Annotated in this window: 20 protein-coding genes and 1 other RNA gene; 9 read left to right on the forward strand and 12 right to left on the reverse strand. The window is 65.0% G+C overall.

What is annotated here, in order from left to right:
* Positions 1-39: 39 nt before the first annotated feature.
* Together groL and groES are read right to left on the reverse strand one after the other, a co-directional pair.
* Positions 40-1686, reverse strand: a complete 1647-nt coding sequence (gene groL, locus IFU00_03240; protein MBD8541295.1) for a chaperonin GroEL — start codon at positions 1684-1686, stop codon at positions 40-42.
* Between the two features lie 39 nt (positions 1687-1725).
* Positions 1726-2016, reverse strand: a complete 291-nt coding sequence (gene groES / locus IFU00_03245; protein ID MBD8541296.1) for a co-chaperone GroES — start codon at positions 2014-2016, stop codon at positions 1726-1728.
* A 364-nt stretch (positions 2017-2380) separates the two neighbouring features.
* Between groES and IFU00_03250 the strand changes: the two genes are divergently transcribed.
* From IFU00_03250 to IFU00_03270, 5 genes are all read left to right on the forward strand, one after another.
* Positions 2381-2695, forward strand: coding sequence for a hypothetical protein (locus tag IFU00_03250; GenBank protein MBD8541297.1), 315 nt, complete (start codon positions 2381-2383; stop codon positions 2693-2695).
* Positions 2692-3003 carry a cell division protein ZapA gene (locus IFU00_03255; protein ID MBD8541298.1) on the forward strand — a complete coding sequence of 104 codons (312 nt, stop codon included), beginning with the start codon at positions 2692-2694 and terminating at the stop codon, positions 3001-3003. The genes IFU00_03250 and IFU00_03255 overlap by 4 nt, the downstream gene beginning before the upstream one ends.
* A 46-nt stretch (positions 3004-3049) precedes the next feature.
* Positions 3050-3231, forward strand: a non-coding RNA gene (gene ssrS / locus IFU00_03260) — 6S RNA.
* Positions 3232-3330: 99 nt separating this feature from the next.
* Complete coding sequence (locus tag IFU00_03265; protein ID MBD8541299.1) at positions 3331-3804, forward strand: EVE domain-containing protein; 474 nt, start codon at positions 3331-3333, stop codon at positions 3802-3804.
* Positions 3804-4619 carry a sulfite exporter TauE/SafE family protein gene (locus tag IFU00_03270; GenBank protein ID MBD8541300.1) on the forward strand — a complete coding sequence of 272 codons (816 nt, stop codon included), beginning with the start codon at positions 3804-3806 and terminating at the stop codon, positions 4617-4619. Before IFU00_03265 ends, IFU00_03270 begins: the two co-directional genes overlap by 1 nt.
* Before the next feature lie 7 nt (positions 4620-4626).
* Here IFU00_03270 and IFU00_03275 read toward each other — a convergent pair whose 3' ends face one another.
* From IFU00_03275 to IFU00_03300, 6 genes are all read right to left on the reverse strand, one after another.
* Positions 4627-6813 carry a xanthine dehydrogenase family protein molybdopterin-binding subunit gene (locus tag IFU00_03275; protein MBD8541301.1) on the reverse strand — a complete coding sequence of 729 codons (2187 nt, stop codon included), beginning with the start codon at positions 6811-6813 and terminating at the stop codon, positions 4627-4629.
* Entirely contained in the window at positions 6810-7289 is a 480-nt protein-coding gene (locus IFU00_03280) for a (2Fe-2S)-binding protein (GenBank protein MBD8541302.1), read from the reverse strand. Before IFU00_03280 ends, IFU00_03275 begins: the two co-directional genes overlap by 4 nt.
* Positions 7286-8584, reverse strand: a complete 1299-nt coding sequence (locus tag IFU00_03285) for a cytochrome c (GenBank protein MBD8541303.1) — start codon at positions 8582-8584, stop codon at positions 7286-7288. The genes IFU00_03280 and IFU00_03285 overlap by 4 nt, the downstream gene beginning before the upstream one ends.
* 78 nt (positions 8585-8662) lie before the next feature.
* Positions 8663-9472 carry a prolipoprotein diacylglyceryl transferase gene (locus tag IFU00_03290; GenBank protein MBD8541304.1) on the reverse strand — a complete coding sequence of 270 codons (810 nt, stop codon included), beginning with the start codon at positions 9470-9472 and terminating at the stop codon, positions 8663-8665.
* A 2-nt stretch (positions 9473-9474) separates the two neighbouring features.
* Complete coding sequence (locus IFU00_03295; GenBank protein ID MBD8541305.1) at positions 9475-10380, reverse strand: LysR family transcriptional regulator; 906 nt, start codon at positions 10378-10380, stop codon at positions 9475-9477.
* Positions 10381-10472: 92 nt separating this feature from the next.
* A complete protein-coding gene (locus IFU00_03300) occupies positions 10473-10697 on the reverse strand; it encodes a TIGR04438 family Trp-rich protein (protein ID MBD8541306.1) in 225 nt (74 codons plus the stop codon).
* Positions 10698-10875: 178 nt separating this feature from the next.
* Between IFU00_03300 and IFU00_03305 the strand changes: the two genes are divergently transcribed.
* The 3 genes from IFU00_03305 (at position 10876) to bluB (ending at position 12326) form a co-directional block, all read left to right on the forward strand.
* Positions 10876-11184 carry a c-type cytochrome gene (locus IFU00_03305; protein MBD8541307.1) on the forward strand — a complete coding sequence of 103 codons (309 nt, stop codon included), beginning with the start codon at positions 10876-10878 and terminating at the stop codon, positions 11182-11184.
* Positions 11185-11310: 126 nt separating this feature from the next.
* Positions 11311-11685: a (2Fe-2S) ferredoxin domain-containing protein gene (locus IFU00_03310; GenBank protein MBD8541308.1), complete on the forward strand. Its 375-nt coding sequence runs from the start codon at positions 11311-11313 to the stop codon at positions 11683-11685.
* A gap of 5 nt (positions 11686-11690) precedes the next feature.
* Positions 11691-12326 (forward strand): 5,6-dimethylbenzimidazole synthase, encoded by a 636-nt coding sequence (bluB, locus tag IFU00_03315; protein MBD8541309.1) that lies wholly within the window; start codon positions 11691-11693, stop codon positions 12324-12326.
* Between the two features lie 43 nt (positions 12327-12369).
* On the opposite strand, the gene IFU00_03320 is transcribed toward bluB, so the two are convergent.
* Entirely contained in the window at positions 12370-12783 is a 414-nt protein-coding gene (locus IFU00_03320; GenBank protein ID MBD8541310.1) for a BLUF domain-containing protein, read from the reverse strand.
* 218 nt (positions 12784-13001) lie between these two features.
* Here IFU00_03320 and katG point away from each other — a divergent pair, with 218 nt between their 5' ends.
* Positions 13002-15260, forward strand: a complete 2259-nt coding sequence (gene katG, locus IFU00_03325; GenBank protein MBD8541311.1) for a catalase/peroxidase HPI — start codon at positions 13002-13004, stop codon at positions 15258-15260.
* A gap of 47 nt (positions 15261-15307) precedes the next feature.
* Here katG and IFU00_03330 read toward each other — a convergent pair whose 3' ends face one another.
* The 3 genes from IFU00_03330 to IFU00_03340 all read right to left on the reverse strand — a co-directional run bounded on the left by IFU00_03330 (position 15308) and on the right by IFU00_03340 (position 18568).
* A complete protein-coding gene (locus IFU00_03330; protein MBD8541312.1) occupies positions 15308-16444 on the reverse strand; it encodes a branched-chain amino acid ABC transporter substrate-binding protein in 1137 nt (378 codons plus the stop codon).
* Between the two features lie 249 nt (positions 16445-16693).
* Positions 16694-17758, reverse strand: coding sequence for a CHAD domain-containing protein (locus tag IFU00_03335; protein ID MBD8541313.1), 1065 nt, complete (start codon positions 17756-17758; stop codon positions 16694-16696).
* Between the two features lie 108 nt (positions 17759-17866).
* A complete protein-coding gene (locus IFU00_03340; protein MBD8541314.1) occupies positions 17867-18568 on the reverse strand; it encodes an SIMPL domain-containing protein in 702 nt (233 codons plus the stop codon).
* Between the last annotated feature and the right edge of the window lie 57 nt (positions 18569-18625).

Consider the following 18625-nt stretch of genomic DNA (forward strand, 5'->3'; position numbering starts at 1 on the left):
CGAAGCCTGCAGCGTGCTTCGCCCGGACTGCCCCGGCAATTACATCATGCCGTCCATACCACCCATGCCGCCCATGCCGCCCATACCGCCCATGCCACCGGCTGGCTTGTCTTCAGCCAGTTCCGACACCATGCAATCGGTGGTCAGCATCAGGCCGGCGATCGAGGCTGCATTCTGCAGTGCCGAACGGGTGACCTTGGCTGGATCCAGCACGCCCATTTCGACCATGTCGCCGTAGGTGCCGTTGGCTGCGTTGTAGCCGTAGTTGCCGGTGCCGGCCAACACTGCTGCAACGACGACCGATGGCTCTTCGCCGGCGTTCTGGACGATCATGCGCAGTGGCTCTTCCATTGCGCGCAGGACGATCTTGATACCAGCGTCCTGGTCAGGGTTGTCGCCCTTGACGGTGATGTTGGCACGAGCGCGCAGCAGGGCCACGCCGCCGCCGGCAACGATGCCTTCTTCCACGGCAGCGCGGGTAGCGTGCAGTGCATCTTCGACGCGTGCTTTCTTTTCCTTCATCTCGACTTCGGTGGCTGCACCGACGCGGATCACGGCAACGCCGCCGGCCAGCTTGGCCACGCGCTCTTGCAGTTTTTCGCGGTCGTAGTCCGAGGTCGCTTCTTCGATCTGGGCGCGGATCATCTTGACGCGGCCTTCGATCGATTCAGCCTGGCCGGCGCCGTCGATGATGATGGTGTTTTCCTTGCCGACTTCGATGCGTTTGGCCTGGCCCAGCTCTTCGAGCGTGACCTTTTCGAGCGTCAGGCCGACTTCTTCAGCGATGACCTGGCCGCCGGTCAGGACAGCGATGTCTTCCAGCATGGCCTTGCGACGGTCGCCAAAGCCTGGGGCCTTGACAGCAACGGTCTTCAGGATGCCGCGGATGTTGTTGACGACCAGAGTCGCCAGCGCTTCGCCGTCGATGTCTTCAGCGACGATGACCAGTGGACGGCCAGCTTTCGCGACTTGTTCCAGTACCGGCAGCAGGTCACGGATGTTCGAGATTTTCTTGTCGCACAGCAGGACGAATGGGTTTTCGTGCACGGCGACTTGCTTGTCCGGGTTGTTGATGAAGTACGGCGACAGGTAGCCGCGGTCGAACTGCATGCCTTCCACGATGTCCAGCTCGTCGTTCAGCGACTTGCCGTCTTCCACGGTGATGACGCCTTCCTTGCCCACTTTTTCCATCGCTTCAGCGATGCGCTCACCGATCGAGGTTTCCGAGTTGGCCGAAATGGCGCCGACTTGTGCGATCTCTTTGGTGGTGGTGGTTGGCTTGGCGATCTTGCGCAGTTCTTCGACGGTGGCAGCAACTGCCTTGTCGATGCCGCGCTTCAGGTCCATCGGGTTCATGCCGGCGGCAACGAACTTCATGCCTTCGCGAACGATGGCTTGTGCCAGCACGGTCGCGGTGGTGGTGCCGTCACCGGCGTTGTCGCTGGTCTTGGAAGCAACTTCCTTGACCATCTGCGCGCCCATGTTCTGCAGCTTGTCTTTCAGTTCGATTTCTTTGGCGACCGAGACACCATCCTTGGTGACGGTCGGCGCGCCGAACGAGCGCTCGAGCACGACGTTACGGCCTTTCGGGCCCAGGGTGACTTTGACTGCATTGGCGAGGATGTTGACGCCTTCGACCATCTTGGCGCGCGCTGCGTCGCCGAATACTACTTCTTTAGCTGCCATTTGTTATTTCTCCGAAATGTTCGTGAGTGGGGTCAGAAATTACAGTGCGACGATCGCGAGGATTTCTTCTTCGCGCAGCACCAGCAGTTCCTGGCCATCGATCTTGACGGTCTGAGCGCCATACTTGGAGAACAGCACGCGATCGCCGACTTTCACTTCCAGAGGGCGGAGCTGGCCGTTATCTTGCACTTTACCGTTACCAACGGCGAGAACTTCGCCTTGGTCCGGCTTCTCTGCCGCGGCATCAGGGATGATCAGGCCGGACGCAGTTTTGGTTTCCTGGTCGAGACGCTTCACGATTACGCGATCGTGCAGAGGGCGAAGGTTCATGCAAAACTCCTTAATATTCAATGGATTAACTGGCGTTTTTGACGCCGTCGCAGCAATTTCATGATGCTGCGCCGGTCTGCAAAGAGTTGTTAGCACTCTCAGCTAACGAGTGCTAATTATAGGGACGATAACCTGCCTTTTCAAGGCGCATGATGGCGAAAACATTTTAAACACTTGATATAGCGCAATCATGACATTGGCATATGCGCAATGTTTGCCGGCGTTTGTCCGCCGCACATGGCACGACAGAAGGGCGGCAGCGTACACCGCCAGCCACATCGACGCCGCACGCCAGCGTGCTATTACTGCCGCACGGCAATGGGCACCGGTTGACGGAAAAAGCAACTCGATCCTATAGTGTCGGATGATTTCCGAATTCCAAGACCTCTCAGACAAAATCGACCGGCTTGCGCAACTGACCCAGTCGTTGCGCGCCGAGAATTACCTGCTCCGCCAGGCCAATACCTTGCTCAGCACCGAGAACCTCGCGTTCAAGGAGCGCCTGATCGAGGCGCAGCGCCGCGTCGAAGCATTGCTCGACGAATTGCCGAAGCCGCCGGACGCATCGGACGAGGCCGACGAATCTGCCGCGGACGAACCAGCCGACGAAGCGCCGCCCGATCCCAATGCGCCGATCCCGCCGCATCTCGCCCACGCTCGTCGTCAGGGGGCGCTATGATCCATCTCGACGTGCATATCATGGGCCAGTCCTATCGCCTCGCGTGCCGCGACGGCGAACAGCGCACGCTGCGTGAAGCGGTGAGCTACCTCGATGGCAAGATGTGCCAGCTGCGCGATTCCGGCAAGGTCAAGGGCACCGACCGCATCGCCGTGATGGCGGCGCTGAGCGTGGCCGCCGAATTCCTGTCGGTGAAATCGCCGCAGGGGCCGCTGTCGGACATGTCGATCCTCGAGGTCAAGCAAAAACTCGAGTCGATGCACACGGCCCTCGACCGGGTATTGGCGGGCCAGGAAAATCTGTCCTGAAAGGCCGAATCCGTTTGACAGGGCTGGTCAAAGGAGTAAACTCTCTTCTGCCCTGCGGTGTTCGAGATTTGCCATATATTCCTTGAACCATTCTTACGCATAGGTCGTGGAACAAGTTCGATGGGTGTGAGCGTCGCTAGTCCGACGAACCCGAAATTGATCTGACCGTGACCGCCTTGAACCGTTGTGGTTCAGGATGCCGGCAAAAACGGCACAGGCGGGGACTAAACATACAAGCGGTTGCGCACTCGGTACGCAGCCGCTTTTTTTATGTGCGCATTCACTGATGCATCCGGTGCATCGTGTGCTGGCAGGGAGAACAGCGCGATGCGCTACTGGTTGATGAAATCCGAGCCCGACGAAGTCAGTTTCGACGACGTCCTCGCCGCCCCCGGCGCCACCGTGGCCTGGTTTGGCGTACGCAACTACCAGGCGCGCAACTTCATGCGCGATGCCATGGCCGTCGGCGACGGCGTGCTGTTCTACCACTCGGGCGGCAAGCTGCCCGGCGTGGCCGGCATCGCCGAAATCGTCAGCGGCCCGTACCCGGACGCCTCCCAGTTCGACGCCGCCAGCCATTACCACGACCCGAAGGCCACGCCCGAAACGCCGCGCTGGATCTCGGTCGACGTCAAGGCAGTCGAAGCGGGCCGCTTCGTGCCGCTGGCCGAACTGCGCACGGTGGCTGCGCTGGACGACATGGTGCTGCTGCAGAAGGGCAGCCGGCTGTCGATTTCGCCGGTCACCAAGGCCCAGTACACGACCATTGTCGCCCTCGTGCGCGGCAAGGGAACGACATGATGGCGCCCGCATTCGATCCGCTGCTGATCCTGGCCCTGCTGGCGATGGGCGCGTTTGGTGGCTTCGTGGCTGGCCTGCTTGGCGTCGGCGGCGGCATGATCCTCGTGCCGTTCATCACGATGATCTTCACGGCGCGCGGCTTCCCCGAAGAACTCGTGGTGCACATGGCGATCGCCACGTCACTGGGCACCATCTTCTTTACCTCGTTGTCGTCGGTACGTGCGCATCACAAGCACGGCGCCGTGCTGTGGCCGATCGTACGCCTGTTCACGCCAGGCATCCTGCTCGGTGCGTGGATCGGGCCCTGGATCGGCAAGCAGATGAACACGTCGGTGCTGGCCTTCTTTTTCGGCTGCTTCGTGGCGTACTCGGCGATCCAGATGCTGATCGGGAAAAAACCGGCAGCGGCGCGTGAGCTGCCCGGCAAGCCGGGCATGTTTGCCGCGGGCAGCGTGATCGGTATCCTGGCGGGGCTCGTGGGGGCCGGCGGCGCCTTCGTCTCGGTACCGTTCATGACGCGCTGTAATGTGCGCATCCATAATGCGGTGGCCACGAGTGCGGCGATCGGCTTTCCGGTGGCGCTGATGGGCACCCTGTCGAACGTCTATTTCGGCTGGGGCGAACCCGGCTTGCCATCCTGGTCGCTGGGCTTCATCTACGTGCCGGCGCTGGCGATCATCGTGCTGGCCAGCGTGTCGATGGCGCCGCTGGGCGCGCGCACCGCGCACAAGATGCCAGTACGCCAGCTGCAGCGCATCTTCAGCGTCATCCTGTGCGCGCTGGCCGCCTACATGTTCTGGAAGGCGTTCAACTAGACTGTAGCTAGGCCTTGCGCACCCGCGCGCGGTCCAGCGGCAGGTCGCGCATGCGCAGGCCGCAGGCGTCGAACACCGCGTTGGCAATCGCCGCTGCGGCCGGGCCCTGCGCCGCTTCGCCGGTGCCCAGGAACGGCTGGCCGGGGCGGTCGATCAGGTGCACGTCGATCTGCTCCGGCGCCTGGGCAAAGCGCAGGATCGGGTACGACGCCCAATCCACCGTCAGCACGCGCGACTCGTCGAAGCGCACCTGTTCCAGCAAGGTCCAGCTGGCCGACTGGATGATGCCGCCCTCGATCTGGTTGCGCACGCCATCCGGGCTGACGATCTCGCCGCAGTCGACGGCGCTCACCGCGCGCGTGATGCGCACCAGGCCCGTCTCGCGCGCCACCTCGACTTCCACCGCGATGGCGCAGTACGAGGCCAGGTTCTTGTAGCGCGCAAACGCGAAGCCGCGCCCGCGCCGGGCAGGGCGCCGGTAGCCATCCCAGCCGAACTTTGCTGCCGCCAGCTTGACCACGTCAAGGGCGCGTGGATCGTCCAGATGCCGCAGCCGGAACGCAACCGGGTCGCTGTTCGCGGCGCGCGCCAGTTCATCCATGAAGCTTTCGATGGCAAACACATTGCAGTAGGCGCCCAGGCCGCGCAGCGCCGATGAGCGCAGGACCGGCTTTGGCTGGAAGTGGTGCACCACGCGCGCATTGGGCAGCACGTAGTACGGAATCGCATTGCGGTCGCCACTGCCTTCGGGTTGCGGCGCAGGCTTGGCAACAGGTGGCGCAAACGGGCGCGCCAGGTGCGTGGCCGCCAGCAGGTTGCCGGCCTTGCCGGGGCGGGTGTTGTGCGGCGGCGTGAAGACGTCGTGCTGCCAGTCGGCGATGCGGCCCGTGCTGTCCAGTGTGGCGGCCACCTGCACCACCATCGCCGCGCCGAACGGCTCCCACGCGTGTTCTTCTTCGCGCATCCACTGCACGCGCACCGGCCGCCCCGGCAGGGCGCGCGCGAGCAGGATGGCGTCGGCCGCGACATCGTCGGCGCCGTTGTGGCCATAGCAGCCCGACCCTTCGACGTGGATGCAGCGGATCGTGTCTTCGTTCACGGCGATCAGTTCGGCCAGGGCCGTGCGCAGCGGGTAGACGCCCTGTGCGTGGGTCCAGACCGTGTAGCGGCCGTCGACCAGCTGCGCCACGGCGCACGAGGGGCCGATGGACGCGTGCAGCTGGAACGGGCGCGTGTAGCGGGCGGCAAATCTGCGGCCCGCTTGGCCTGCTGCGCCACGCGCCAGGATCGGCAGCGCCTCGGCGGGCTGGGCGCGGATGAACGCATTCACGTCGGGATGCGCCGGCAACGATGCCGGCGTCTCCCAGCGCGTGGCCCGCGCCAGCGCCGTCGCCGCCTTCACGGCGCGGTACTCGCCCTCGGCGATCACGGCGAGAAAGCGCCCGTCCTGCACCACCTTGAGCACGCCCGGCAGGCGTTCGATCGCGGCGACGTCGACGGCGATCAGGCGCGCGGCCTGCGACGGTGGCCGCACGATCCGCGCATGCACCATTTGCGGCAGGCGCAGGTCCTGCACATACGCTGCGCCGCCCGTGACCTTGGCGGGGATGTCGACGCGCGGCACCGACTTGCCGATGGCCGTGCGCGGGCCTGGCGGGGGTGGTGCGGGCGTCGGCGTGGCGCGCAGGTGCAGTTCCTGGCCCGTCACCAGCTGGCCGAACGTGACGCGCCGGCCGCCCGCGCTGAATGCGCCATCCTTGAGCGCCAGGCTGCCCGCGGGCGCGCCCAGGCGCGTGGCAGCCAGTTCGCCCAGGCGCAGACGCACCTGGCCGGCCGCATGGCGCAGCGCCGTGCCACTATCCTTCATCGAGTTGCTGCCGGCGGTGATGCCTTCGTCCGGCGTGCGCGCCGTGTCGGCAGTGACGAGCTGCAAGCGACCAGGCGCCAGGCGAAGTTCGTCGGCCACCACCTGCAGCAGCGCAGTCTTGATGCCTTGGCCCAGTTCGGCCTTGCCGGTAAATACCGTGATACGTTCATTGGCCTCGATGCGGATCCAGGCGTCGAGCCACGGCGACTTGTCCAGGCTCTTGGGCAGTTCGCCGGGGGTGGCAAAGGCTGCCCCCGGCATCGCGAACGACAGTGTCAGCGCGCCGCCGCCAGCGAGAAAGGCACGGCGGCCGGTATCGATCATCATGGCTTGCCCTTCGCTGCCAGCGTATTGGCGGCGCGCCGCACGGCGCGCAGGATGCGCATATGCGTGCCGCAGCGGCACAGGTTCGACGACATGTGGGCGCGGATCTGGGCATCGGTCGGCGCCGGCGTCTTTTCGAGCAGCGCCGTGGCCTGCATCAGCATGCCGGCGATGCAGTAGCCGCACTGGGCAGCCTGCTCGTCGATGAAGGCCTGCTGCAGCATGCCCGGGGTGGTGGCATTGCCCAGACTTTCGACTGTGCGCACTGGCCGCTGGCCAACGACCGATACGGGCACCATGCACGACATCGCCGGCTTCCCGTCCAGCAGGACGGTGCACGAGCCGCACTGGCCCAGGCCACAGCCGAACTTCGCGCCATTGAGTTCCAGGTCATTACGCAGCACGTACAGCAGCGGCGTATCGGCATCCTGGTCGACGGCGTGCACCTTGCCGTTTACCTGCAGGCGGTAGGTCGTCATTCTTTGCTCGCTTTGCGCACGGCCTTGTCCAGATCGGGCCACACGGGTTGGTTCGCGCCGTACTTGCGCAGGTAGGCTGCCAGGGCGCCAGTCTGTTCGTCGGTGAGGATCGTTTTAAAGGCCGGCATGAAGCGCGACGGTTCGCCATCGGGCGGGGTGATGCCATCCAGCGTGATGTGAATCAGGTCGCGCGGGTCGGGGTCATACAGCGCGATCGCCTTTTGCAGCGGCAGCGCGGTGCCGGAACTGGCGTCGCGTCCGGCGTCATGGCAACGCGCGCACGCATTGTCGTAGACCGCGTAGCCGAGCGTCATGCGCTGCAGGTCGGGATCGTCCTTCGCGGGCTGAGGCAGAGGGCCGGCCTGCTGCGCCGGTGTCTTGCGCGGCGGCGCCTTGGCTAATTGGCTGTGGGTCCAGGCGGCCAGCGCCGCCACGTCGCGCTCATCGGCTTGCGCCAGGTGTGTCACCACATCCTGCATCGGCCCGGCTGCCATCGCGTGGTCGCGCGCGACGCCGGTGCGCAGATACGCGTGCAGCTGGTCACGGGTCCATGGCAGGGGCGACGGCGAATGTTCGTTCAGCGCCGGCGCGTACCAGTCGTCGGCTTCGCCGCCGCCAAGCTGCTTCTTCAGATCGGGGCCGCCCAGCAGCGTGCGCGGCGTATGGCAGGCCGCGCAGTGCGCGACGGCGTCTGCCAGGTACGCACCACGGTTCCATTCGGCCGATTGGCCGGCGACCGGCTGCCATGGTGCGTCGTCCAGGTACAGCACGTTCCAGAACGCCACCAGTGGGCGGAACCCGAACGGGAACGTCATCCGGTTCTCGCGCGCCGGCGCCACGATCGCGGGGCGCGTCATGAAGTAGGCGTATAAATCCTGGATGTCGCCGTCTGTCATCCGCACGTAGTGGTTGTACGGGAAGGCCGGATACAGCAGGTGGCCATCGCGCGCGACGCCTTCGCGCATCGCGCGTGTAAAAGCCGCTTCGCTCCAGGCGCCGATGCCGGTGCTGGTGTCGGGGGTAATGTTGGTGCTGTGAACCGTGCCGAACGGGGTGTTCATCGGCTTGCCGCCGGCGAAGGGCCGCGACAGATCCGGCGTGTGGCACGAGGCGCACATGCCAAGGCGCGCCAGGTTGGCGCCGCGCCCGATGCGGGTGGTGTCGAAGGATGATTGCGCGGTCTGCGGCGCCAGTGCGGGGCGCCACATGATGGCAAACGCGATGCCGCTGGCGACGATGACGGCTGCGAGCAGCAGCCACCAGCCGGTATGTCGTTTGCGCTGGACTTGAACCATCGGGACTCCGTGTCGGGGAGGCCCATTGTGGATGCAGCAAGGGTGGGCGCTCTGTGCGTTCGCCCACCCAGGGGGTACTTATGCCGTCACGGGGCGCGCCGGCGCTTTGCGGTATGCCCACACCAGCATGGCCAGCGCAGCGACGATCATCGGCAGCGACAATACCTGGCCCGACGTGATCGGCAAGCCGAACACGGTGGTTTCCCAATCCGGCACGCGGAACCATTCGGTGAAGAAGCGCGCGCAGCCATACAGCAGCGTGAACATGGCGCCGACGGCCAGACGCGGACGCGCCTTGCGCGCGAACAGCCACAGGATGATGAAGACCAGCACACCGTCGATCAGCGCCTGGTACAGCGGCGACGGATGGCGCGGGCCGGTCACGCCCGGCCACAGCATGGCCCACGGCAGGCTTGGATCGGCCAGGCGACCCGGCAGTTCGGCGTTGATGAAGTTGCCCATGCGGCCGGCGGCATACCCGAGCGGCACGAGCGGCGCGATGAAGTCGTACACGTCGAGGATGTTGCGGCGGCGCTTGCGGGCCCACAGCGCCATCGCGATCAGCACACCCAAAAAGCCACCATGGAACGACATGCCACCGCGCCAGATCATGAAGATCTCGAGCGGGTGGGCCAGGTAGTACAGCGGCTGGTAGAACAGCACTTCGCCCAGCCGGCCGCCAATGATCACACCGAGCATCCCGTAGAACAGCATGTCGTCCAGGTCATCCTTGGTCCAGCCCTGCACTGCCACGTGCGGCATGCGGATGCGCACGCGGCCCAGCATGATGAACAGGGCAAAGGCGACCACGTACATCAGGCCATACCAGTGGATTTGCACCGGCCCGAGCGCGAGCGCGATCGGGTCCGGCTGCGGATGAATCAGCATAATCAGTCTTTCTTCAATAGGTCCAGGAAGCCCTTGAGGACGGGCGAATCGTTATCGCGCCGCCATGCCAGGCCTGTTTCGGCCAGCGGCGCGGCGTCGCGCAGGGCACGGTATTCTACGCCGGGGCGCATCAGGTTCGACACGGATTGTGGCACAAGTGCCAAGCCCATGCCGCCGGAAACCAGGCTGACGATGGTCTGCATCTGGATTGCCTCCTGCCCGATCGTGGGCAGCACGCCGGCGGCGCGGTAGCAGGCCAGGATCGCATCGTGCAGGCTGGGCGCCACCGTGCGCGGGAAGATCACCAGCGGCAGCGGGGGCAGGTCGCGCAGCCACACTGGCCCCGGTGCGGCCAGCGCCGCCAGTCCGCTGGGCGCGCACAGCACCAGCGGCTCGTCGAGCAGCTTGCGGTAGTCGAGTGCAGGATCGGCCATGCCCGCCGGTGCGCCCGGCTGCAGCGGGATCACGAAGCCGGCATCGATGCGGCCGGACAGCAGGTCGTCGAACTGCACGTCGGACGTCGCCTCGTGCAGCACCAGGCGTACGCCTGGGAACGCAGCGCGGTAGCGGCGCAGTACGTCGGGCAGCATGCCCAGGCCGGCCGTGGAAACAAACGACAGCGCCAGGCGGCCCGCCTCGCCGCTGGCCGCGCGCCGCACCAGTTCGGGCAGTGCGCCGGCTTCGTCGAGGATGCGGCGTGCTTCGGGCAGCAGCGCGCTGCCGGCCGCCGTCAGGCCGACCATGCGGCGATTGCGCAAAAACAGCGGTGCGCCGAGCAGGTCTTCGAGATTGGCGATGCTTTGCGAGAGGGGCGGCTGCGTCATGTGCAGGCGCTGCGCGGCGCGGCCGAAATGCAGCTCTTCGGCCACGGCGACAAAATGGCGGAGCTGGCGCAGTTCGGGGTGCATTGATGACTTGATGATTGGACAGGACTCGGTGAGTTGTCCAATGTATCACAGCACAAGTATCACAGCGCAACCGTGGCAGCGCCGGGGTCTTGTCAGCGGCGCTTTTCCAGCGACTTCTTCACGCGGTCGGTGCGGCGCTGTTCATCGACATCGTGCGCCTTGCGCTTGTCCAGGCCCAGCGCCTTTTCGATGTACTCGAACCAGATGAAGGCGACCACCATCAGGCCGATGATGTACCACCAGGACAGGTCGGCAAAACGCCAGACCTCAAAGCCACGCAACGCGGCAAGCAGGGCGATCAAGAGGATCAGGGGCATGGTGAAAACTCCTTGTAGCCACACATCTTACGGCGTAAATGATGCCCGTGGGAAAATCTGGCAGTTTTCTGTTACACCGTATGAGCAAATGTGGTGATCGCGTTACAGAGTGTATCGCTTGCAGATGCCCCGGAGGATTGCCGGTAAAATTCACTCAGTCACTAATCCGGAGAATTCCATGAAGCGGTCCCTGTTGTTGTGTGTCGTGCTGTCGGCGTTTGCGTCCGGCAGCGCCCTGGCCCAGGCCGACCTGGCCAAGGCCAAGAATTGCATGGCCTGCCACACCTCAGCCACCAAGCTGGTTGGCCCGGCCTACAAGGACGTCGCCGAGAAATACGCGGGCCAGAAGGGCGCCGAAGACAAGCTGGTGCAGAAGGTGCTCAAGGGCGGCTCGGGCACCTGGGGTCCGATCCCGATGCCGGCCAATCCGCAGGTCAGCGAGGCCGAAGCGCGCTCGCTGGTCAAGTGGGTGCTCGCGACCAAATAAGCCAGCCGGCTGCTGCACGACATGAAGCGCGCCTGCGTGAGCAAGGCGCGCTTTTTCATTGGCGGTTGCACAGGCGGCGTGGTGTAAGATCGCCCCTTGTTCGCCTGCCACCCCACTGACCAAAGCATGACCACCATCGATTCCGCCGCACCCTATACGCCCCGCCAGGTCGTCAAGCCCACCATCGGTGTCTACCGCCGCCACCTGCTCGTGTGCACCGGCCCTCGCTGCAATGCCGATGGCGCTGCACAGGCGCTGTTCGACAGCCTGGGCGAGAAGTTCAAGGCCAGCGGCCTGGATGGCGGCCCGCTGCGCGTCAAGCGCAGCCGGGTGAGCTGCTTCGCGGCGTGCAAGGGCGGGCCGATCGTCTGCGTCCAGCCGGACGGCACCTGGTACTACGACGTCACGCCGGACAATATGGACCGCATCATCGACCAGCACCTGTGCAAGGGTGAGCGCGTGGAAGACCTGGTGTTCCACCAGGCGGGCACGGAGGCGTGACGACGATGGCGCACCGCTTCGACGACGCCCAGGTCGACGGCGTCTACCGCGCGATCGCCGAGCGGCGTGACGTGCGCCACTTCATCCCCGGCGCGATCGACGAGGCAGTGTTGCTGCGCCTGCTGACGGCGGCGCACCAGGCGCCCAGCGTCGGCATGATGCAGCCATGGCGCTTCATCCGTATCGCATCAACGCTGCTGCGTGAGCAGATCTGCGCTTTGGTCGAAGCGGAGCGCGTGGCCACCGCCGATGCCCTGGGCGAGCGCGGCACCGAATTCATGCGCCTGAAGGTCGAGGGCTTGCGCGAATGCGGCGAGGTGCTGGTCGTGGCGCTGATGGACGGGCGCGAGCGCCACGTGTTCGGGCGCCGCACGCTGCCGGAGATGGACCTGGCCTCGGTGTCCTGCGCGATCCAGAACATGTGGCTGGCGGCGCGCGCCGAAGGGTTGGGGATGGGATGGGTGTCGCTGTTCGATCCCGTGCAGCTGGCAGCCTTGCTCGGGATACCGGAAGGCGGCAAGCCGGTGGCGATCCTGTGCCTGGGCCATGTCGCCGAGTTTTATCCGAAGCCGATGCTGGAACTCGAAGGCTGGGCCCAGCGGGGTACGCTGGGTGACTTTGTCACGCTCGACCGCTGGTAGCGAGCGCCGGTAGTAAGCCCCGGTAGTGAGCGCCGATGCAGCGTCAGCTCGCAAACATCTTGAGTAATGCCACGGCCGGGGCCGCCGAGCCGATGCGCCGGTTGGCTTGCGCAGCTTCCAATACCTCTACCAGTTCATCGTATTTGTCGGCCTGACGATCATTCAGGTTGATCATGTTCATGCTCCAGCGCGGGAATGTGCGAAACTTGGCTGGTTCGTTATAGAGAACGCGCGAATTCTTGTGGCGGGGATCGAGTTCAATCTTCTGGTACAGCTTGTCGAGCGTTGCTACCGGACCCTCCAGCACCTGGAGGAACCAGCCGCCGTTGTAGAACAAACTTCCGGTCACGTCGAGAGGGGCGTTGTTATTCTTCGCCGTGTCCTGGATTGCTGCCAGGTCGGTAGGGGACATCTTGCGGGTGGCCTGGCTGACGTAGACGAGTTGATTGATCGACATAACAGAATTTCTTTCTTATTGGAAAGAAAGAACGATAGCGCGACATACAGCGGTTGTCGATGCAATGTTGCCGATTGGAAAATTGGAGCGGGTCAAAGATGCGCGCTGCATCCGTCGGTGCGACGCCCGCTATCGCACCCATCAACATTGCCAATCCACGAGTACACGAAGTTTTTCTATAATTTTGTCAAATCTTACCGATCAGACAGGAGAAACAAATGAGTGTGGACAATATCCCGGCCAAGTGCCCGTTCAGCGGCGCAGCCGGCACCGGCACCACCAATCGTGACTGGTGGCCAAAGGCGCTGCGTCTCGATCTGTTGGCACAGCATTCGGCCAAGTCCGACCCGATGGGGAGCGACTTCGATTACCGCGCTGCCTTCAACAGCCTCGACCTCGAGGCAGTCAAGGCCGATCTGGCCAAGGTGATGACGGATTCCCAGGACTGGTGGCCGGCCGACTTCGGTCACTACGGCGGCCTGTTCGTGCGCATGGCATGGCACAGCGCCGGCACCTACCGCATCGGCGACGGCCGTGGCGGCGCTGGTCGCGGCCAGCAACGCTTCGCGCCGCTGAACAGCTGGCCCGACAACGTCAGCCTCGACAAGGCACGCCGGCTGATCTGGCCGGTCAAGCAGAAGTACGGCGAAAAGATTTCGTGGGCCGACCTGATCATCCTGACCGGTAACGTCGCCCTCGAAACAATGGGCTTCAAGACCTTCGGCTTTGCCGGCGGTCGCCAGGACGTGTGGGAACCCGACCTCGACGTGTACTGGGGCCGTGAAAACAAATGGCTGGGCAGCGACGAGCGCTACACGGTAGGTTCGCCCGGCGTCGAAGGCCGCGGCGTCATCGACAAGGACGACGACAGCGAGATTACCCATTCGCGCGACCTCGAAAACCCGCTGGCGGCAGTGCAGATGGGCCTGATCTACGTGAACCCGGAAGGCCCGGACGGCAAGCCCGACCCGGTCGCATCGGCGCGCGATATCCGCGACACGTTCGGCCGCATGGCCATGAACGACGAAGAAACCGTGGCGCTGATCGCCGGCGGCCACACCTTCGGCAAGACGCACGGCGCGGGTCCGTCCGAGCACGTCAAGGAAGAGCCGGAAGCAGCCGGCCTGCACGCCCAGGGCTTCGGCTGGCAGAACAGCTTCGGCAGCGGCAAGGGCCCGGACACGATCACCAGCGGCCTGGAAGTCACCTGGACCAGCACGCCAACGCAGTGGGGCCACGACTACTTCACGTACCTGTTCGGCCACGAGTGGGAACTGACGAAAAGCCCGGCCGGCGGCCACCAGTGGGTCGCCAAGGACGCCGATGCCACCGTCCCGGATGCGTATGACGCCGCCAAGCGTCATCGTCCGACGATGCTGACGTCCGACCTGGCACTGCGCATGGACCCGGCCTACGAGGCGATTTCGCGCCGCTTCCTGGAAAACCCGGACCAGTTCGCGGACGCCTTCGCCCGTGCCTGGTTCAAGCTGACCCACCGCGACATGGGTCCGCGCGCCCGCTACCTCGGCCCGGAAGTTCCGGCTGAAGTGCTGATCTGGCAGGATCCGGTGCCGGCCGCCCAAGGCGCGGCGATTGACGACGCCGATGCGAAAGCACTGAAAGACAAGGTGCTGGCCTCCGGCCTGGGCATCGGCGAGCTGGTGTCGACGGCGTGGGCCTCGGCCGCAAGCTTCCGCGGTTCGGACAAGCGCGGCGGCGCCAACGGTGCCCGCATCCGCCTGGTCCCGCAAAAGGACTGGGCCGCCAACGAGCCGGAACAGCTGGGTCGTGTGCTGGCGCAGCTCGAAAGCATCCAGGGCGAGTTCAACGGGGCGCAGACGGGCGGCAAGCAGGTGTCGCTGGCTGACCTGATCGTCCTGGCTGGCAATGCAGGCGTCGAGGCAGCAGCCAAGGCGGCGGGCCACGACATCACCGTGCCGTTCACACCGGGTCGCACCGATGCGTCGCAGGAGCAGACCGATGTGGAATCGTTCCATGCCATGGAACCGGTCGCAGATGCCTTCCGCAACTTCGAGAAAGCCCTGTACAGCATACCGGCTGAATCGCTGATGATCGACCGCGCCCAGTTGCTGACGCTGACGGCGCCGGAAATGGCCGTGCTGGTGGGTGGCCTGCGTGTACTGGGCGCCAACACGGGCGGCAGCGCCGATGGCGTGCTGACGCAGCAGAAGGGTGCGTTGACGAACGACTTCTTCGTCAACCTGCTCGACATGGCCACCGAATGGCGGCCTGCCACGCGGCCGGGCCAGGGTGTCGAACGCTTCGAAGGCCGCGATCGCAAGACCGGCGAGAAGAAGTGGACTGCGTCGCGCGTCGACCTGGTGTTCGGCTCGAATGCGCAGCTGCGTTCGATCGCCGAGGTGTATGCCAGCGCCGACGCCGGCCAGAAGTTCGCGAAGGACTTCGTTGCGGCCTGGACCAAGGTGATGGAGCTGGATCGCTTCGACGTGAAGTAATATTGGACTGACGTCCTACCCGGCGCCTGCGGGCGCCGGGTTGTCGTTCAGCGAATCACATCCATCCGCGTACGCTTGCCGCCCTGGTAGGTGTACAGCGTCAGCGCGCCATTCAGAATGTCCCCCGACGGGTCGAACTGGATCGTGCCGGTCACGCCCTCGTACCTGATCTTCTTCAGCTCCGGCAGATACTTTGCCGGCTCCGCCGATTTTGCGTTCTGCATGGCGGTCGCCATCACCATCACCGAGTCGTACACATACGGCGCGTACAACTGCACTTCCTGGCCCGTCTTCTGCTTGAAGCGCGCGCGGAACTCGGCCATCTTCTGCTCTTGCACGCCTTTCACGCCACCGGCTTCGGCGCACACCACCTTGCCATCGCCCACCGCGTCGCCTGCCAGGCGGCCCAGCGCTTCGGTGCACATGCCGTCGCCGCCCATGAAGCGGGCCGTGATGCCCAGCGCCTTCATCTGCTTGAGCATCGGGCCGGCCACCGCATCCATGCCCCCAAAGAAAATCAGGTCGGGCTTCTTGGCGCGAATCGCCGTCAGGATGGCGGTGAAATCGGTCGCGGTAGCGCTGGTGAACTGCTTGTCGACGATGCGCACGCCGGGCCCCCGGGCCGCTTTCGCAAATTCGGCAGCCACGCCCTGGCCGTAGGTGGTGCGGTCGTCGATGATGGCAATGTTCTTGACCTTGAGCGTCTCGACCGCATACTTGCCCAGCGTGCCGCCAAGCTTGGCGTCGTTGGCCACCACGCGAAACACGCCGGGGAATTTCTGCTTGGTGAACTGGGTCGCGGTGGTGGCCGGCGAGACCTGTACCAGGCCGGCATTGTGATAGATGCGCGAGGCCGGCACGCTGGTGCCCGAGTTCAGGTGACCGACAATGCCATTGACCTTGGCATCGACCAGTTTCTGGGCCACTGCCGTACCCTGTTTCGGGTCGCTCGCGTCGTCTTCGGCCAGCAGTTGCAGCTTGACCTTCTGGCCGTTGATGGTGAAACCCTTGGCGTTGAGTTCATCGATCGCCGTGCGCGCGGCGTTCTCGTTGTCCTTGCCGAGGTGTGAATTGGGCCCGGACACCGGGCCCACGTGCCCGATTTTGACGACCTGCTGGGCGCTGGCGCCGCCGGCAAAGGCGATGGCGATGGCGAACGGGATAAGCCTGGTGCAAAACCGCATGGAGAGTCTCCGCAAGATGGTGATGGTCACGACGCCGCAAACGCGGCGCAAGGCCCGTTACAGGACGACGTTACAGCAAATCCCAGGCGGCGCAAAGTGATCGAGAAGTGATTTACAACGGCGCGGGGCGGCGAGCACCGGAGCAGTGCGGCGCTGCGAAATGGCGGTGCGCGCATGGTGCAAACGTGACAATGCCCCGCGCTGTGGCGGGGCATCGGCTGGCAAAGCAGTCAGCGTGACCTGGGCAGATCAGCGCGTGATGCGGCGCTTGGCGACATCGGCCAGCACCTTCGACAGCCCCTGCGCATCGGCCTCGCCCGTCGCCGCGATATAGCCGCGCACATAGGCCGCCTGCTTGGCGACCTGGCTGCTGCCACCCTTGAGTTCTTCGAGCAGCTGGTCAGCCACGGCCAGGTCGTTCAGCGCGCCCAGGCGGTCCTGCAGCTTTTCGAGATGGCCCAAGTAGCGCTTGACGCGCTGCGCCGGCAGCAGATCGCGGAAGAATTCGGCCGCATAGCGCGCCTTCTTGGCCGCGATGCGCACGCGGTGACGACCCGGTGCATCGGCTTCTTCCAGCCCGTCGATGCGTTTGGCCAGCCGCTTCTCGGCCGTGCGCAGCAGGGGCAGGGCGCTTTTCGCGGCGCGTTCGAGCAGCGGCGACTCCTTCGGCAGGCCACCTTCGGGCTGCCAGCGGCGCTCGCCCAGCCAGTCCTTCAGTTGCGCCATCAATTCGGTATAGCGCGCATCGCGCAGCACGTGCAGGATCTGCGCGTGGTGGCCCGTGGCGCGGTCGTGCGCGGCCTGGCGCAGTGCGTGCGCATCGATGCCCGGCACACGCTTGATGGTGGAATCGGCCAGCACGTCCCAGTCGCGCGCGGGACCGAGTTCGCCGGACAGCCACTCGATGCTTGCATGCAGCGGCACCGGTGGCGGCGCCAGTTCCTCGAACATCGCCAGCAACGCGCGCAGGCGGCGCAGGCCAACGCGCATCTGGTGCAGGCTCTCGACGTGCTGTTTCAGCACGCCCGGCACGTTTGCTTCGATCTGCGCCACGCAGTTGAGGCCAATGGCCTGGAACGCGTCTTCGAGCGTCATGCGCCCGCGCAGGTGGACCGGCTCGGCCTTGACGGCGCCGATCGGCGCTTCTTTGACGTCGGGTGCTGGCTCGGTTGGCAGCGGCTGGTCCGTTTGCGGTTCGTCGGCTGCCTCGGCCACATCGGTGTCCTCCGTGATGGTGACTGCCTCCGTCAGGTCGGGTGTCGCGACCGCCGCGATCCCGGGCGTCAGGTGCTTCGTTTTGTGGTGCTTGCTCATGCTGGTGCCTCTCGTGGACAGTGGATGATTCCATCATACGCCTGAGCACTCATCCGTTCACGTCTCCATGACAGGCACGTGACATTGCGCACGGCAAGACGGGCCAGCTTACTTGCCGATCCGGTAAATCACGTCCACGCCCTGCACGAATTTCTGCACGCCCACCAGCAGCGGATCGCGTGGCGACGACAGCGATGGGTAGCGGGGCGCATCGCTGGCCAGTCCCATCGCGTTGGACAGGTTCTTCAGTGGTGCCAGCGCCACGCCACCCGCCGGACCCAATTTGGCGCCAATGCCGCGGGCGATGTTCTGCGCTTTCACGCGTGCCGCCCCCAGCGCCTGGCTGACCAGTTCCGCCTCGATCCTGTCGGCGTCGCTGCGGCTGAAGGCCACGGCCAGCGCTTCGACATTGGGCAAACCCAGCAGGCTCTGGATCAGCGCCGTCCACCCGTTCAGGTCGCGCACTGTCGCGTGCACGGCGGCGCGGGTTTCGATCGCCGTCACCCGCTCGCCCTCCTTGAGCGGGCGTCGCAGCACGTCCTGCACCGAGATGTCCTCGACCTTCACACCCTGTTCGGCCAGTAGCGCGCGGCTCGCTGTCAGGCGCTCGTGGACCAGCTTCCATGCGGCGTCCAGGTCGGCGTCGGTGGTAACGATCTCGAAGTCGATCTCGCCGGTATCCGGCATCACGTGCAGGTCGGCAGCGGCCGTCACGTGGATGAAGGGGTAGGCGGGCAGATCGGCGGCGCGGGCAGCCGCAGCGTGCAGCATGGCGGCGACAGCCAATGCGGTAGCAAACATCTTGAGCATGATGGTCCTTGTCGTAGCGGGAACATTCCCGTGGCAAGGCCAGCGTAAAGCTTCTAG

The sequence above is a fragment of the Oxalobacteraceae sp. CFBP 8761 genome (genome assembly GCA_014841595.1).
GTDB lineage: Bacteria > Pseudomonadota > Gammaproteobacteria > Burkholderiales > Burkholderiaceae_D > Telluria.